Below are 16,678 nucleotides of genomic sequence, written 5' to 3'. Positions count from 1 at the left end.
ATGCCAATCTGATAAATATTTTTGCAAAACAGCTAACATTTCATTACCTTTGCGTAAAGCTTTCCCTTGTGTGTGAGCCATATAAACTTTGTTTTTTCTCTCAACAATTATATGGCTCTTTTTTTACTTTTTCAAACTAAAAATTTTGTCGGAGGACTGAAACTTTTTTGCATTGCAAAATGTTTCAGTTTCGGTGCAAAAATAAAGGAAAAACTTCTGCTTATGCGTTTATGGGTTATATGGGGGCTACTTGTGTTGGGTAGCTGTAATGAAAAAGCCAAACGCCTACCTATTTTAGGGGAAAGGCAAGCCGTTCAGGTAGAAAAAAATGGCAAAATAATTATAGATACGCTGTATCATACCATTCCTGCTTTTCGGTTTATCAATCAAGATAGTGTAGAAGTAACCGAAAAAACATTTGAAGGCAAAATCTATGTAACGGATTTTTTCTTTACTACCTGCCCCAGCATTTGCCCCAAAATGAAACAGCAAATGCTTCGCGTATATGAAAAATACAAAGATGATGACCGCATTCTCATTCTTTCACACTCTATTTCTCGCGAGGATAGCGTACCTGTATTGCGGGATTATGCAAAAAAAATAAAAATCAGTTCTCGACGTTGGCATTTGGTTACAGGAAATTGGAACGAGATAGAGCGAATGGCAAAACAATATTTCGTAACCGTAACCGAAGATAAAAACGAACCGGGAGGCTATTTGCATAGCGGTCATTTCGCCCTGATTGATAAGCAAAAACGCATCAGAGGCATCTACGAAGGCACTAAGCCCCAAGAAGTGGATAAATTGCTCCAAGATATTGATATTTTGCTCAATGAAAATCCCTAAACCCATATTAGCCGCTTTTCCTGTGCTTTTTTTTGTAGGTTTGTTATTGGGCAATTTATTTTTTTTCAGAACTCAGGAGCAAGGGCAGAAATTATATGCACTGCACTGCTCATCTTGTCATATGGAAAAAGGCGAGGGGCTTGCAGGGCTTATTCCACCTCTGAAAAACGCAGATTGGCTTGCTCAAAACCCCGAAAAAATTGCCTGCATCATTCGTTATGGGCAAAAAGGCAAAGTGCTTGTCAATGGTATTATTTACAACCACCCTATGCCTGCTAATCTGAAACTTTCCGATACCGAAATACACAACCTCACCAATTTTATTCTCTCTAATTTTGAAAACCAAGTTCCCAAACGTACTTTTGAACAAATTGTAAAAGATTTACAGAGTTGCCATTAGGATTTTTCATTTTTTTTTCTTATCATTCAGCGATAATTTGCCAAAGAGCACTCGGGAAAGTTTGTGAATTGTTGAATTATGGCTATTTTAGAAAACTTTATTTCTGTTTTTAAGCCCAAAAAAAAGCAAGCCCCTGCACGTGAAATAGCTCGCTATACGCTCAACTATGAAGATACACGCGATATAGGGGTGCTGTTTAGTCATTCTAATGACGAAAATCCGAAGGCTATCAATTATTTTGTCAAACTTTTGCAGAAAGACAAAAAAAGCGTGAAGGCATTGGCGTATTTTGAGGAAAAACACTCCAATCCTTACGATTTCCGTTTTGATTTCTTCACTGCCAAAGATATTGATAGCAAAGGCGTTATTCATTCTTTGCAAGTAGAGGAGTTTATTCAAAAAGAGTTTGACTGCTTGTATTGCGTGAATGTAACAGATTTTCCGCCTTTTCATTACATTATGAAAAGAAGCCACGCCAAGTTTCGGGTGGGTAAATTTTATCCCGAAATGCTTGATTCTTTTGAACTAATGATAGATATTGGCGACAACAAAAATGCCGTTGATTTAATTTTGCAGATGTTACACTTTACTAAAACCTTAATTATTCATAATCCACAATACAAATGATACACTATCGCATTGCTTACACTAATCCGCAAACCCGATTTTTAGAAGTTGAATGTAAATTTAGCCATTTAAGCACTCCTACGCTGAATCTATGTTTGCCTGCTTGGCGTCCGGGTAGATATGAATTGCAAAATTATGCCAAAAATATCTTTGATTTTGCCGTTTTTGATGAGCAAAATCGTCCTCTTTCTTACCGAAAAATAAGCCGAAACATTTGGCAAGTACAATTGCAAAACGCTTCGGAACTTATAGTGAAGTATCGTTATTATGCTTTTCAGTTAGATGCAGGCGGTTCGTACCTTGATGATACCCAAGTGTATTGCAATCTTATCAATTGCTTGGTGTATGTGGAAAATCGCCTTGATGAGCCTTGTACTTTGGAATTGGCTTTGCCCGATAACTATCAAATAGCTTGCGGGCTTACTAAAAAAGCTAAAAATCTATGGCAGGCAGAAAGCTATCATCACCTTGTAGATAGCCCTTTTATTGCTTCTGCCTCACTGGAACACAAAACCTACGAAGTAGCAGGTACGACCTTTCATATATGGCTACAAGGCGATTGGCAACCCGATTGGGAAGTAGTGCTGAAAGATTTTGAAAAATTTACGGCTTGGCAAATCCAACTTTTCGGCGAATTTCCTGAAAAAGATTATCACTTTTTATTTCAAATTTTGCCCTATACGTTTTATCACGGCGTTGAACATCGCAATTCTACGGTAATTTGCCTAGGAAGTGCCGAAAAAATGAGTGAAGCAGAAAATTACGATAATTTTTTGGGGATAGCCTCTCACGAATTATTTCATAGTTGGAATGTTTGTAAAATTCGCCCTGCTGAAATGTTGCCTTACAATTATGCAAGCGAAACATATTTTGAAACAGGCTGGATAGCCGAAGGTATCACTACGTATTACGGCGATTTGGCTTTGCAAAGGTCGGGAGTGTGGGAATCGGATTATTTTCTGAAAGAAACTAATCAAACCCTGAAAAGCCATTTTGAAAATTTTGGGAGAATGCAAGCCTCTCTTGCCGATGCCTCTTGGGATTTGTGGGTTGATGGCTATCTGAAAGAAGAAATTTACCCTCAACGCAATCCTTCCATTTACCGAAAAGGGGCTATTGTGGCTATGCTCTTGGATTGGACAATACGCCTAAAAACCCATAACAAAGCCTCTCTGGATAGCGTAATGCGTGAAATGTGGTTACAATTTGGCAAAACTGCTCGCGGTTATACAATGCAAGATTTTCAGGCTATCGCAGAAAAAATTGCTCAAAGTTCCTTGCAAGATTTTTTTGAAAAATATGTTTTCGGCAAAGAAAGTTTAGATAAACCTATTCAGGAATTAGCCGAACATTTTGCTTTGAACCTGATTGTACAACATTACAATTTTGGCTCGGAAGTTTTTGGCTTCAAAACGATTCAAAAAAATGGAGCTTATCTCGTGAGCCTCATTGACCCCAGCTCTACTGCTTCGGCAGTATTGAGCCTTGCTGATGAAATAATAGCCGTTGATGATAGAAAAGTAGAAAATAACCTTGCAGAGCTTTTAGGCAATAAGCAGACTGTTATTCTTACCATTTTCCGACAAAAAAGGCTTTTACACGTACTTCTGCAAGCCAATCGCGAAAGCTATTTACAAAATTATCTCTTGCAAATTAACCCTTCGGCAAATAGTGAGCAAAAAGCCAATCTGGTAGCTTGGTTGGAAGGTAAAATTTTGTAAATTTGCCTGCTTTTTTCAGAAAAATCAAACGGCGTGGATATTCTTAGATTTCTGACCGCAGGTAGCGTAGATGATGGCAAAAGTACACTGATAGGCAGACTTTTATACGATACACACAATCTTTTGCAAGACCAATTAGAAGCTATCAGGTGGGCAAGCCGAAACAAAGATTTTTTAGACCTTTCGCTCATTACCGATGGCTTAAAAGCTGAACGTGAGCAAGGAATAACAATTGATGTTGCTTACAAGTATTTCCAAACGGCTCGCCGCAAGTTTATCATAGCTGATTGCCCCGGACACTTGCAATACACGCGTAATATGATTACAGGAGCGACCCATTCGCAACTCGCTCTTATACTCGTAGATGCTCGCAAGGGCATTCAGGAACAAACCAAAAGGCATACGGCTATTTGCACTAAATTTGGCGTGCAACATCTTGTCTTGTGTGTCAATAAAATGGATTTGGTAGGCTTTTCCGAAAGTGTTTTTCAAGAAATTTGTGCCGAGTACGAAAGTTTTGTAGAACACTTGCCTGTAAAAACTATCAATTTTTTACCTATTTCGGCGTTTTTGGGTGATAATGTCGCTGAACACAGCCAAAATATGAGTTGGTACAAAGGAAAAACGCTTTTAGAAATTCTTGAAAATGAGAACTTTCCTGAAAATATTTCCGAGCAAAAACGCTTTCAACTGCAATTCGTGTTGCGTCCTCATCAAGATTACAGAGGATTTGCAGGAACAATGCTAAGTGGTACTTTCAGAAAGGGGGATAAAGTTAAGATTTTCCCAAGTAAGGCGATAACTTATATTTCACACATTGAATTTTCAGGCAAAGAAATTACAGAAGCAAAAGCAGGACAAGCCGTAACATTGCTTTTGCAAGATGAAGTGCCTTTTTCACGCGGAGATATGCTCGTAGGAGGCGAAGAACATTTTTCTGAACAGCTGAATATAAAAGTTCTACTCGCTTGGCTCGATGATACCCAAACTTTACAGGTTGGCAAAAAGTATTTCTTACAGAAAGGCTCTAAACTTGTAAAATGCGTAGTAAAGGCTATTCCCCGAAAATTCAACATTCATACAGCCAACTATGAGACTTGGGATAATTTTTTGCACGTCAATGAAATAGCGGAAGTTCATTTACGCCTTGCCGAACCACTGCATTTTGATAATTTTTATCAAAACGCCCCCAACGGAAACTTTATCCTCATTGATGAGCAAAGCAACCAAACCACCGCCGCAGGAGTTTTTGAGCAATATCTTGAAGTGTGAAAACAGCTTTTTACAGAGCAAAGCCCTCATCTAAAAAACGAGGGCTTTGGATTTATTCTTTTTCCAACTTGATTTTTTCTTTTTCGGGGGTATTTTCTTCGGTTCGCGAGCCGTTGGTATAGGCTTGATAAGTAGTTTCTTTGGCAAAAGGACGCTTTCCGATAAGTTCTTCTAAATCATATTGGAAAAGCACTTCTTTTTTCAAAAGAGCTTGGGCAACTTTTTCTAAATCTTCGCGATGCTCTTGCAAGAGCATTTTAGTTCTTTCGTAGGCGTGGTCAATGATTTTTTTGACTTCCTTATCAATCAGTTCAGCAGTAGCCTCGGAATAAGGTTTTTCAAAGGTAAAATCTGATTGCGGCTTAGAGTCGTAAAAGGAAAGGTTTCCGATTTTTTCGTTCATTCCATAAATAGTAACCATAGCGTACGCCATTTTGGTAATTCGCTCCAAATCGCTCAATGCTCCTGTGGAAATTTTGCCAAAAACGATTTCTTCGGCGGCTCTTCCCCCCAAAGTCATACAGATTTCATCAAGCATTTGTTCGGTTTGATAAAGAAACTGCTCTTTGGGCAAATATTGAGCATACCCCAAAGCCGCCACACCGCGAGGTACAATACTCACTTTTACCAAAGGGTCGGCGTGTTCCAAGAACCAGCCTGCAACGGCGTGCCCTGCTTCGTGATAGGCTACGATACGTTTTTCTTCGGGGGAAATCAGTTTGTTTTTCTTTTCCAAACCACCAATAACCCTATCAATGGCATCTTGGAAATCTTGCATATTGACTTCCTGCTTGTTTTTTCGGGCGGCAATCAGGGCGGCTTCGTTGCATACATTGGCAATTTCAGCTCCTGCAAAGCCGGGGGTTTGGGCGGCAAGTTTTTTGGCATCAACATCTTCACCCAGTTTGAGCCTACGTAAATGAACTTTGAAAATAGCTTCTCTGCCAATAATATCGGGCTTATCAATGCTAATTTGCCTATCAAAACGACCGGGACGAAGCAAAGCAGAATCCAGAACATCAGGGCGATTGGTAGCGGCAAGAATAATCACCCCCGAATCTGTTCCGAAGCCGTCCATTTCTACCAGAAGCGAATTGAGCGTGTTTTCTCTTTCATCGTTTGCCCCCGGCATCATTCCTCTGCCACGCGAACGCCCAATGGCATCAATTTCATCAATAAAAATGATACAAGGGGCTTTTTCCTTGGCTTGTCGGAATAAATCTCTGACTCTTGCGGCACCTACGCCCACAAACATTTCCACAAAATCCGAGCCTGAAAGGCTGAAAAAGGGGACATTTGCTTCGCCTGCTACGGCTTTGGCGAGCAAAGTTTTACCCGTACCCGGAGGACCAATGAGCAAAGCACCTTTGGGGATTTTTCCACCCAAGTCGGTGTATTTTTTGGGGTTTTTGAGAAAATCTACAATTTCTTTGATTTCTTCTTTGGCTTCATCAAGCCCTGCTACATCATCAAAGGTGATATTTACTTTATTTTCGGCATCAAAAAGGGTAGCCCGAGAGCGTCCTATACTGAACAGATTTCCTCCTGCGGGTCCGCCTGCCATTCTACGCATCAGCATCCAAAAGCCAAAAATCAGTAAGAATAAAAAGCCCCATTGCATAAAGATAGCACCATAGTTGGAGCGTTCATCAAAACGCAGTTGAGCTTTTTGCCTGCGAATAGGCTCGCGATACAATTCAACAAATTTATCTGCCGAAGGAATACGAAACCAAAAGTGAGGTCCTTTGAGAATACTCGATTGGGAGCGTTGTTTGAGCAAACTGCCATATTTTTGTGCCTCTATCACTTCTTTTTTGAGCGTAATTTCAGCGACTTTTTCATCAGCAAAAACTACAATTTCACTGACATCGCCGTTATTAAGCATAGTTTCAAAGCTATCGGGAGACGTTTCTACTGCCGAGTAGCTTCTGCTGAAATACACTACGCTTAAAACAATCGCTATCAGGGTAAAAACCAACCACATCTGATAGTTAGGGTTAGGGGTTTTCGCCTTGTTAGGGTTATTGATAGGAGAATTTTGAGGGTTTTGGGGAATTTTCTCTTTATTTTCTGCCATAAAACTGGGTTTCTAAAATCTTTATGAAAAACGTTGTAGTTGTGCATCGCCCCAAAGTTCTTCCAAAGCATAAAACTCTCTTTTACTTTTTTTGAACACGTGAGCGACCACATCAACATAATCTAACAAAATCCATTCCTTATTTTGTTTTCCTTCCTTGTGCCAAGGCAATTCTTTCAAATTTTTATAGACTTCCTCTTCTATGGAATCGGCAATAGCGTCTATTTGAGTATCAGAAGTTCCTGTGCAAATAATGAAATAATCAACAATGGCTGTTGGTACTTTCCGCATATCCAATAGCACAATATCTTGTGCTTTCTTTTCTTGCATACCCTTGATAATCAAATCACAAAGGTTTTTTATTTCAACTTCCTTGCTTTTTTTTTGCTTCATTCGCTTGTTTTTTGTAGTATTGGATTGAAGTTTATATTAAACAAAAATAAACTAAATTTTCATTTTTTCTGATGCAAAATTACGAAAATTTTTCTAAAAAAATTAAAACTTTATTTATCGGTCAAGATTTCCGCTACCTGCCAACTTGTCATTCTACTAATGAATATGCCTTTTCTTTGCTTTCTTCGGAAGATTGTTTTGAAGGCACTACTATTCTTACCGATTGCCAAACAGCAGGTAAGGGACAGCAAAATAGCTCTTGGGAAGCCGAGCCTGCTCAAAATATTACCCTTTCGGTGATTTTATATCCCAACTTTTTGAAGGCACAAGAACAATTTTACCTGAACATTTCCGTAACACTTGCTATTCACGATTTTTTGAGCCATTTTGTTCCCGAAGTTTCATTGCTAAAAATCAAATGGTCAAATGATTTGTTATATCAAAACCAAAAAATTTGTGGTATTTTGATACAAAACCTTATTTCAGGCGAAAAAATTCAGAAATCGGTAGTAGGAATAGGCATAAACATCAATCAAAAAACTTTCAAGTACCCGCAGGCGGTATCTTTGAGCCAACTGACAGGATTGATGTATGATTTGCCTTTTTTAGTGCAAAAATTATTGGAAAATTTAGAAAGTCGCTACTTGCAATTACGTTCAAAAAAATTTGATGAATTGCGGCAGAATTATTATGAAAGATTGTTTGGTTTTCAGGAATGGGTATGGTTCAGAAAGCAAAATCAGACTTTGCAAGGAAAAATCTGTGGCATAGATAGCACAGGAAGGCTACAAATAGCTTTTTCCGAACGCTTGCAGGCATTTCAGTATAAGGAAATTGAATTTTTATTGGAACGAATGTAATATTTTTGTAATTTAGCACGAGAAATTATTGCAAATCCAAACCAAGTGTATTACTTCAAAATTTGAACGTATGAAAAAGATATTGTTTTCTCTGATTTGTGTGATAGGAATAAACATATTTACCCAAGCCCAAGACCTCAAAAAGGCTGATGAGGCTTTTGAGCAGGGTAGTTTTGAAGTTGCTTTACCTGTTTATCTTGCCGCTCATAAAAAAACACCCCAAGACCCTTCTCTGAACTACAAAATTGGAGTTTGCTATCTGAAAAATAAAGACGGCAAGGAGCAAATGAAGGCACTTTCGTTTTTGGAGGTTGCTAAAACTAAAATCAATGATAAAGTGCCTTTGCGGGTGCATTATTATTTGGGTAGGGCATTGCACTTGCATCAACGCTTTGATGATGCCATAAAAGCATACAATGATTTTGCCCAAAAAGCCCCTGCTACCGATAAGTTTCAAGCAGAAAACAAAAGAGCTATTGAAATAGCCCAAAACGCCAAAGCCATAATGGCAAAACCTGTAAAAGCTACCATAGCTAATTTAGGTAAGGTTATCAATAGCGATGGTTCGGAGTTTGCACCACTTATTTCTGCTGATGAAACTATTTTAGCTTTCACGCGTTCTGCCCAGCAAGCTACTGCCCAAGAGCAAGTGATGCTTGCCCAAAAGAAAGATTATGCTTGGGTAAGCATTTCACCTATAGATTTTAAGCTCAATAAGAACGTAGGAACCGTAGGACTTTCGGCTGACGGACAAAAAATGTTGATTTATGTAGGAGAAGGCAACAATACAGGAAATATTTATAGCAGTAAAAAAATAGCAACGGGCTGGTCGGCTCCTGAAAAATTGAGCAGTGAAATCAATTCAGGATACTTAGAAAGTAGTGCCAGCCTTAGCCCCGATGAAAACGTAATGTATTTTACCTCTGACAGACCGGGCGGATTGGGTGGTAAAGATATTTACAAAACAGAAAAACAGCCTGACGGCTCTTGGGGGAAACCTCAAAATTTAGGTGCAGATATCAACACGCCTTATGATGAAGATGCCCCCTTTATTCACCCTGACGGCAAAACTTTATTTTTTACCAGCAACGGACACAACTCTATTGGTGGTACGGATATTTTTAAAAGCACTTTAAATGCGGGAAAGTGGTCTAAACCTGAAAATTTGGGCTATCCAATAAATTCTGTATTCAATGATGGTTATTTGGTAGTTACTGCCAATGGTAAAAAAGCCTACTTTTCTTCTGACCGCCCCGAAGGACTTGGTAAGCAAGATATTTACTCTGTAATTTTACCCGATGAAAAAGGTATTGCCCTTACAATGGTTAGAGGTAGAATTTTGGCGGGCAATCCTCCTAAACCTGTGGAAGCACGTATCCGTGTAGTAGATAAAGAAACACAACAGGTTTTGAAATATGTCTATAATCCCAACCCACATACGGGCGATTATCTGATGATTTTTCCTCCGGGCAAAAATTACGATATGATTGTAACTGCCGAAGGTTACTTGCCTTACCTGATTGCTATCAACATTCCCAACCAAGTCTATTTCCAAGAAATGTATCAGGAAATAAAATTGGAAAAGAAATTAGAAAATGGCAAAGAAGTTGGTGAAAAAATTACCGTAGAAAACAACTTTGACCCTGAAAAAGAAAGTCCCAACAACTATCAGGGTAGAGACTTAGACCTTTACGATATGATGGAAGATATTATTCAGTCCGAAGATAGTGTAGCTTTGAATTACCTTTTGGAAGTACTTTACAAAAACCGAAAAATTGATGCCAAAGATGACGGCACAAAACCCAAAGATAACAAAGTGCAGGTTACTTATATGTACGCCGACTCCAAAGGGCAACTCAAACCCTACAAAGTGGAAGAGAAAACCATAATGGTAATGCCACCCATTGAAACAGACGATTATTCTGTAAATGCTGGCGAAATTACGCTAAATAAGTCTTACACAGCTTACTTTGAAAGTAACTCTGCCCAAATCAATGAAAGAGCTAAGAAGGAAATGCTTCGCTTCGTAGAATATATGAAGATCAATAGCAATGTAAATGCCGAAATTTTGGGCTATGCTTCGTCAGAAGGTAAAAGCGAAAACAATCAAAAACTTTCGGAAAACCGTGCCAAAGCTGTATATGATTACTTTGTAAGTCAAGGGATTAGTAAGGATAGACTAACCTATAAAGGTTTGGGAGCAAATCCTTCCCCCGACCCCGAAGCCGCCAAACGCCAAATGCGTAGAGCAGATTTCCGCTTATTGCAAAAATAAATACCATAAAAAAGCCAAAACGACAACTTTGCTTCCCGTGAAGTTGTCGTTTCTCAAATTTAAATTTTTTCATCTAATCCTTCTTCCAAAACTTTTGCAATTTTTTCTAAATCTTGGATTTGCAAACCCACAGACGAGGGCAGACTTAAAGATTTTTCATAAACTTTCCAGCTAAAATCATTTTTTTGTACATACAAACAATTTTGGTGCATAGGTAAGCGATTTAGCGGATACCAAAGTTTGCGGGTTTGAATGGAGTTTTCTTTAAGTTTTTGAGCTATTAAGTGGCTGTTTTCAAAAAGTGCCGTAAAAAGCCAATAATTAGGCTGGCTATCTGCCAATGTTTCTTGCCAAATAGCCTTTCCTCGCAAAATATCTGCGTAAAAATCACGAGTAAGTTTCTTTTTTTCCAAAAGAAAATGTATTTTTTCCATTTGTGCTACTCCAATTGCCGCAAGCGGATTAGGCAGACGATAATTGTAGCCTACTTCATCGTGATAATATTCTTCGGCACTTATCTTTGCCTGATTTGCCCAATGACGTACTTTTTTTGAAATATGCTCATCTTTCGTAAGCACTGCACCACCGCCCCCCGTGGTTACAATTTTATTGCCATTGAAGCTCAAAATACCAACTTTTCCGAAAGTTCCTGCGTGTCTGCCTTTGTAAAAAGCCCCCAAAGCCTCCGCCGCATCTTCCACCAAAGGAATATTAAACCTTTCGCAAATTTCTTGGATTGCAGAAATATTGCCTAAGTTCCCTAAATTATGTACAAGCACAAGAGCTGAAATTCTTTTTAGGGTAGCTTTATGAAAGGTTTGCTCTTTTGTGTAAAAACATTCGTTTTCCAAAAAATTAAGCAATAAATTTTCATCTAACTGCCAAGTAGCGGAGTTGATATCTACAAATATAGGTTCAGCATCGCAGTAATGAACTGCATTGACAGAAGCTACAAAACTAATATTGGGCAAAATTGCGAGAGTATCTTTTTCAACGCCAACGGCTCTAAGAGCCAAATGCAGTGCGGCAGTTCCCGATGAAACTGCCACTACATAGGGACTATGCGTAAAATCTTTGAGTTTTTGCTCAAAAAGTTCAATGAATTTCCCTGCGGAGGTTATCCAACCGCTTCTGATACATTCTTGTAGATATTTCTCTTCTGTTTCGGTTACGTAAGGGGCTAAAAGTGGGATTTGAAAATTTGTTTTTTCGCCACTTTCATAGGGTTTGGATAGAATGTCTGAAATTATGAAATTTTCCACCTTATTTGTACTTTCTTTGCGTAGGGATAGGCTCTTTTACTTTCCGAAATCCACGAATTGCTAGGGGTATCCACCCTAAAATGGGTATGTAATACGATAGAACAAAAGGATTTTGTAAAATTATTCGCAGGGCTGAACCCCAACCTAATTTCAGCGGGCTTTCAAAATCTTGTTTTTTTACACGTACTCGCTCAAACTCGGCAAAAAGCAAGGGCCAGCCGATTGGTACGGTGTAAGGAAAATATTTGAAATATTTGAATAATAACTTGAAATGCTCGCCTAAGCGATAAGGTTTTTTGCCATATTTCTGCTCTGCTTCGGTAAGTTCGGCTTGCATTTGTGCGTGAATTTTATCGGCAATTACACGGAAATCATCATAAGTCATTTCTTCAAAAGACTTTTCAGTCATTTCATAAGGTTTGATGCGTTTCCCCATTACGAATGTAAGTTTTGCAGGAAATCCCATATAGAAAATCCAAGGGAAAAGTAAAATGAAAGGGGTAATCAAGCCCAAAGGGAGGAAGGGTATGCCCAAGGCATTAGCTATTTTATTGACAGCACTGGAACTATATGTGTAAGGATTGATATACTCGCCATTCACAACTGCCACAGGTACTATATCGGTGCGGTATTTGATAGCCATACGTACCATAGAGGTAGAAAGTTTTTGCAGTTGGTATCTGCGATTGAAACCTTTACCAATACCCGGCACCCCTTCGGGATATATCATTACGTTAAAATCGTTCTGATGCATCAAGGTTTCAAAGTTGAGCGTAGTGGCATCTACAGCCCCACCTACTTTTTTCCAAAAATGCTTAATTTGATAGGGGTTCATCAGCACAGAGGCGGAAAGCATAGGAGCAGTAAGCGGACGCACTGCATCAGAACCATAATTTTTTAGCTCGTGTACGCGATTGATAAAAATCATTCCGTCCCAAGGAAAAGCCATACCCGAATGGTTGCTGGCAAAAATAAGCGGTCGTTCGGGATTGTTGCGTTTAGGATAATCTTTTTCATCAAAACCAACCAGTTCGGAACGAAAATATACCCTATCAATTAGGCTCAACACATCTTTGGAAAGAGCCTTGCCCAAACGAATATCAAACAAATAATCTAATACGTAGAAGTTGTTTTTGATTTCTTCGGTGAGTGTTTCGTGCCGAGCAGTGGAAATAGAATTACCTGAATTTTCCATAAGCATACTTTTTAGCCAAATAAAGCAAAGCTACTTTACAAAGCTAATAAAATTTGATAAAACTCCAAAAAATATTCTATTGTGAGAGAAAATTTCCTTTGTGTAAAGCAGAAAGTGGTCGCCTGCAATACGTGCAGGTAGGCAGGTGAAGTCTATCAGAAGAATACCTGTAAGATTTGTTTTACCCAAATAAATGTCAAAGAAAAAACCGACTAAAAATATTTCACAAATAGCTTTTAGTCGGTTGGATTTGGTTACTTTTCTTCTTTTTTCAGCAGGAACTTACTGGTTGTAAGTTGATTTTTGAGGCGAGACTCTTCATAAGTAAGCTCGGAAGGCACGCGGCTATCATTGATTTGCTTGTACTGCAAAGCCTGCTTGAAAGGAAATTCAGGTACGGTAAGTTTGGTACGTTTGTTCTGCATCATTACTGAATTTCTGCCTAAATCTGCGATGCCTTCTATTACCCAGTCGGAGGTTTTTTTCTTTTCAAAACGGCAAGTGTTGCAGATGAAATCTTCTAATTCGCCATACTTATCCTTACGACCTGTAACCCTCAAAACTTCTTCGCCCTGATACCACAACGTAACCTTACCGCAACACTTATCACAATCTCTGTGAGCATAGACAGGTTTTGTGAACCAAACTCTGCTTTTGAAGCGGAAAGTTTTATCGGTTAAAGCCCCCACAGGGCAAACATCAATTACATTGCCTGAAAAGTCGTTATCAATCACGTTTTGGATATAGGTGCTTATTTCGGCGGCATCGCCACGATGTAAAACGCCGTGAACCCTGCCATTGGTGATTTGGTCGGCGGTAAAAACACAACGATAGCATAAGATACAGCGTGTCATATGCAATTGTATTTTATCGCCAATATCAATTTTTTCAAAAGTACGGCGTTCAAATTCGTAACGAGTGGCTTGCTTGCCGTGCTGATAGCCCAAATCTTGCAAATGACATTCACCTGCTTGGTCGCAAATGGGGCAGTCCAAAGGGTGATTGATGAGTAGAAACTCTACAACCCCTTCACGAGCCTTGATAACCTCTTCATTGATAGTATTTTCTACGACCATTCCGTCTTGTACGGTGGTAATGCAAGAAGGCACAAGTTTTGGCATAGGGCGAGGGTCTTTGGCAGAGCCCTGCGTAACTTTTACCAAACAAGTGCGACATTTGCCCCCTGAACCTTTGAGTTTGCTGTAATAGCACATAGCAGGCGGTACAATTTCACCGCCAATTTTGCGAGCCGCCTGCAAAATAGTAGTACCGGGTTCAACTTCTATGCTGATGTTATCTATGGTTACTTTCAAAAGATTACTCTGTTCCATTGATGTAAGCATTTAGTTTTACAAACCTACGAATTTTTTGATTTTAGCCAAAAAATAAGCAATTTTTTATGCAAAATACTTTGTGTAGATTGGTTTTGTTTTAGCATTTATAGTCTTTTTTATTCAATATACTGAAATTCGGTTTGGCTGTGGAGCGAACTATCGGGCATTTGATAGGTTTGAATGTGTTTGAGCCGTTTTTTAGAGTCATATTGATAGATGTGGTAATATGCAGAATAAACTTCGTTGATTGATGATTTAATTTGCCGATGCTTCATTATTAGCTGGTTAGAAGCATCATAAAAGCAATTTATTTCAAAGAAAAAATTTTGACTTTTATCAGAAAATCTGATGGTTTTTAGCCTTTGAAGCGAATCGTAATGCTGATAGCAGATATTGAAAGTAGTATCGGTATCGGTGCAAAAATAGTATTTTACCTTACGAAGCTCTGAATTTATGAGAGAATCTTTTTGATAGATGTAAGGCTCTAAGACTTCGTTTTGGTGGATAACTCTACTAAACTTATTTTGATTTTGCAACTGAAAAAATGTTTGATTAAGGCTGTAATGCATTATTTCAGGACTGATAGGTTCTTTGACGATTATGTTGTCGCAATCTTTGTCTAAGCAAACAATGATTTTGGAAAGTTTTCCCGCTGTATTGTAATCGTAAAAGATTACTTCATTTTCAGCAATTAGGCGGTTTTGCTTGTCAAAAGATTGGATAAAAGTATCTGTTACAATCAAACTATTTTGAGTAAAGTTAGTTTGGGTAATAATTTTTTTCTGATATTCCGTTTTTTTCAAGAAATAGTTTTTAGAGAAGTTATTGCCTGTATTAAACCAAAAAATAATCAATATAAATATCAGTAAAGCAGATAAGCCGAGAGCTACCTTGTATGGGTGTTTTTTTATGAATTTAAGTGGCTGGGAGAACATCTTCGGAAAGCATTTTTCTGAAATAAATATCAAATTTTGTACCTGTACCTACTTCGCTTTGTACTTCAATTCTACCACCAAGGGCTTCCACTTGGGTTTTGCAAAGGTATAATCCCATACCTTTGCCTTCTTTATCTAAATGAAAACGCTGATACAAGCCGAAAAGTTTTTGTCGGTGTTTGCGGAGGTCAATGCCTACTCCATTATCTTGTATGCTCATTACGATTTCATCAGCGAATTCTTTGGTAGTAATTTGAATAGAGGGCTTTCGTTTGGGGTGGCGATACTTGATAGCATTACTGATGAAATTGTAAAGAATACTTTTTAAGTAGGACTTGACGAAATTGATTTCCTGAACTTCTAAATGGATTTGTAAATCTACTTCGGTTTCGCTTTTGAAATTGTCTTCCCATACCTGCTGAATCATTTCAGCAAAGTTCAGTCTTTCTAAATTTTGATTTTTGCCTTTACGGATTTCTAAGATTTCGTTGAGGTCTTGCAGGGTTTGTTGCATTGCAAAACTGGCTTTTTTGATATGTTGCAATATTTCTGCGTTGAGGGGGTCGTTGAGGTTTTCTGTGTTGAAAAGGCTAGTCAGCCCTAAAAGTTGAGCTACGGGCGAACGCAAGTTATGAGCAGTAATGAAAGCAAACTGCTCCAATTGTGTATTTTGGTTAGCAAGTTCTAAATTTGCTTTTTTGAGCTGGGCGGTGCGTTCATCAACAATTTGTTCCAGATTTTCATTGTATTTTTTCAGAGCAAGATTCTGTTCTTCAATGATTTTATTTTTTTCGGCGAGTTGGTCGCGGCTGGCTTCTAGTTCTTCACGTTGTTGTTTGAGTTCTTCGTTTTGTATTTCAATTTCTTCTTGTTTTTGTTGAAGCAAGCGGGTACGCTCTTCTACTCTTATCTCCAACTTTCGGGTTATATCTTTTTGTATTTCAAGGATTTTCTGTTGGCTACGGGTGCGGTCTTGGCGAATTTTATCGCTTTTGATACGGCTTTTGTAACTAAGAGCCAAAGCAAACATAATTACCTCAAACATACAAGAAATTTCACCCAAGTGAGCCGTAAGGAAAGTACGAGGAATGATATTCATTGTAGAAAGGGCAAGCAGAAGTGTCCCTGTAACATAGAAAATCCAAGCAATAGCGAAATATTTGGCAAAGGTATTTTTACGAACCCAGCAAACAATGCCAATGGCAGTAATTACCAAGTTGCCCAAATTGCCCAAAAGCACAATTTGAATAGTAAAAATTTGATAGGGTAAAACAAAAACACTCCAAGCTACCCATACGCCCAGATAGGCATAAATTTGCATTCAGTCCTCCGACAAAATTTTTAGTTTGAAAAAGTAAAAAAAGAGCCATATAATTGTTGAGAGAAAAAACAAAGTTTATATGGCTCACACACAAGGGAAAGCTTTACGCAAAGGTAATGAAATGTTAGCTGTTTTGCAAAAATATTTATCAGATTGGCAT

The 16,678-nt window shown here is 38.5% G+C and carries 14 protein-coding genes; 7 read left to right on the top strand and 7 right to left on the bottom strand.

Going from position 1 to position 16,678, the window contains the following annotated elements; all coding sequences use genetic code 11:
• Window positions 1-222: 222 nt before the first annotated feature.
• The 5 genes from Rain11_RS12550 (at window position 223) to Rain11_RS12530 (ending at window position 4,866) form a co-directional block, all read left to right on the top strand.
• Window positions 223-846 (top strand): SCO family protein, encoded by a 624-nt coding sequence (locus Rain11_RS12550; protein ID WP_101359719.1) that lies wholly within the window; start codon window positions 223-225, stop codon window positions 844-846.
• Window positions 833-1,246, top strand: coding sequence for a c-type cytochrome (locus tag Rain11_RS12545; protein WP_101359717.1), 414 nt, complete (start codon window positions 833-835; stop codon window positions 1,244-1,246). Before Rain11_RS12550 ends, Rain11_RS12545 begins: the two co-directional genes overlap by 14 nt.
• A 78-nt stretch (window positions 1,247-1,324) precedes the next feature.
• Window positions 1,325-1,873, top strand: coding sequence for a DUF6913 domain-containing protein (locus tag Rain11_RS12540; protein WP_101359716.1), 549 nt, complete (start codon window positions 1,325-1,327; stop codon window positions 1,871-1,873).
• Window positions 1,870-3,594: a M61 family metallopeptidase gene (locus Rain11_RS12535; protein WP_101359715.1), complete on the top strand. Its 1,725-nt coding sequence runs from the start codon at window positions 1,870-1,872 to the stop codon at window positions 3,592-3,594. Before Rain11_RS12540 ends, Rain11_RS12535 begins: the two co-directional genes overlap by 4 nt.
• A 33-nt stretch (window positions 3,595-3,627) precedes the next feature.
• Window positions 3,628-4,866 (top strand): sulfate adenylyltransferase subunit 1, encoded by a 1,239-nt coding sequence (locus Rain11_RS12530; protein ID WP_101359714.1) that lies wholly within the window; start codon window positions 3,628-3,630, stop codon window positions 4,864-4,866.
• Window positions 4,867-4,918: 52 nt separating this feature from the next.
• Here the strand turns inward: Rain11_RS12530 and ftsH are convergent, their stop codons facing one another.
• Together ftsH and rsfS are read right to left on the bottom strand one after the other, a co-directional pair.
• The gene (ftsH, locus tag Rain11_RS12525; RefSeq protein WP_101359713.1) at window positions 4,919-6,943 is read right to left on the bottom strand and encodes an ATP-dependent zinc metalloprotease FtsH; all 2,025 of its coding nucleotides are present in this window, start codon (window positions 6,941-6,943) and stop codon (window positions 4,919-4,921) included.
• A 21-nt stretch (window positions 6,944-6,964) separates the two neighbouring features.
• Window positions 6,965-7,336: a ribosome silencing factor gene (gene rsfS / locus Rain11_RS12520; RefSeq protein WP_101359712.1), complete on the bottom strand. Its 372-nt coding sequence runs from the start codon at window positions 7,334-7,336 to the stop codon at window positions 6,965-6,967.
• A 71-nt stretch (window positions 7,337-7,407) separates the two neighbouring features.
• Here rsfS and Rain11_RS12515 point away from each other — a divergent pair, with 71 nt between their 5' ends.
• Window positions 7,408-8,196 carry a biotin--[acetyl-CoA-carboxylase] ligase gene (locus Rain11_RS12515; RefSeq protein WP_101359711.1) on the top strand — a complete coding sequence of 263 codons (789 nt, stop codon included), beginning with the start codon at window positions 7,408-7,410 and terminating at the stop codon, window positions 8,194-8,196.
• A 70-nt stretch (window positions 8,197-8,266) separates the two neighbouring features.
• Window positions 8,267-10,471, top strand: coding sequence for an OmpA family protein (locus tag Rain11_RS12510; protein ID WP_101359710.1), 2,205 nt, complete (start codon window positions 8,267-8,269; stop codon window positions 10,469-10,471).
• A gap of 59 nt (window positions 10,472-10,530) precedes the next feature.
• Here Rain11_RS12510 and Rain11_RS12505 read toward each other — a convergent pair whose 3' ends face one another.
• From Rain11_RS12505 to Rain11_RS12485, 5 genes are all read right to left on the bottom strand, one after another.
• Window positions 10,531-11,733: a DegT/DnrJ/EryC1/StrS family aminotransferase gene (locus tag Rain11_RS12505; protein WP_101359709.1), complete on the bottom strand. Its 1,203-nt coding sequence runs from the start codon at window positions 11,731-11,733 to the stop codon at window positions 10,531-10,533.
• A 1-nt stretch (window position 11,734) separates the two neighbouring features.
• Window positions 11,735-12,928, bottom strand: a complete 1,194-nt coding sequence (locus tag Rain11_RS12500) for a 1-acyl-sn-glycerol-3-phosphate acyltransferase (RefSeq protein ID WP_133121592.1) — start codon at window positions 12,926-12,928, stop codon at window positions 11,735-11,737.
• Between the two features lie 254 nt (window positions 12,929-13,182).
• Window positions 13,183-14,259 carry a 2Fe-2S iron-sulfur cluster-binding protein gene (locus Rain11_RS12495; RefSeq protein WP_101359708.1) on the bottom strand — a complete coding sequence of 359 codons (1,077 nt, stop codon included), beginning with the start codon at window positions 14,257-14,259 and terminating at the stop codon, window positions 13,183-13,185.
• A gap of 119 nt (window positions 14,260-14,378) precedes the next feature.
• Entirely contained in the window at window positions 14,379-15,197 is an 819-nt protein-coding gene (locus Rain11_RS12490) for a hypothetical protein (RefSeq protein WP_101359707.1), read from the bottom strand.
• The gene (locus Rain11_RS12485; RefSeq protein ID WP_101359706.1) at window positions 15,178-16,518 is read right to left on the bottom strand and encodes a sensor histidine kinase; all 1,341 of its coding nucleotides are present in this window, start codon (window positions 16,516-16,518) and stop codon (window positions 15,178-15,180) included. The genes Rain11_RS12490 and Rain11_RS12485 overlap by 20 nt, the downstream gene beginning before the upstream one ends.
• Between the last annotated feature and the right edge of the window lie 160 nt (window positions 16,519-16,678).

The organism is Raineya orbicola (assembly GCF_002843425.1).
Classification (GTDB): domain Bacteria; phylum Bacteroidota; class Bacteroidia; order Cytophagales; family Thermonemataceae; genus Raineya; species Raineya orbicola.
Note: the sequence above shows the minus strand (reverse complement) of the source record. Positions and strands in the feature narration are given on the sequence as shown.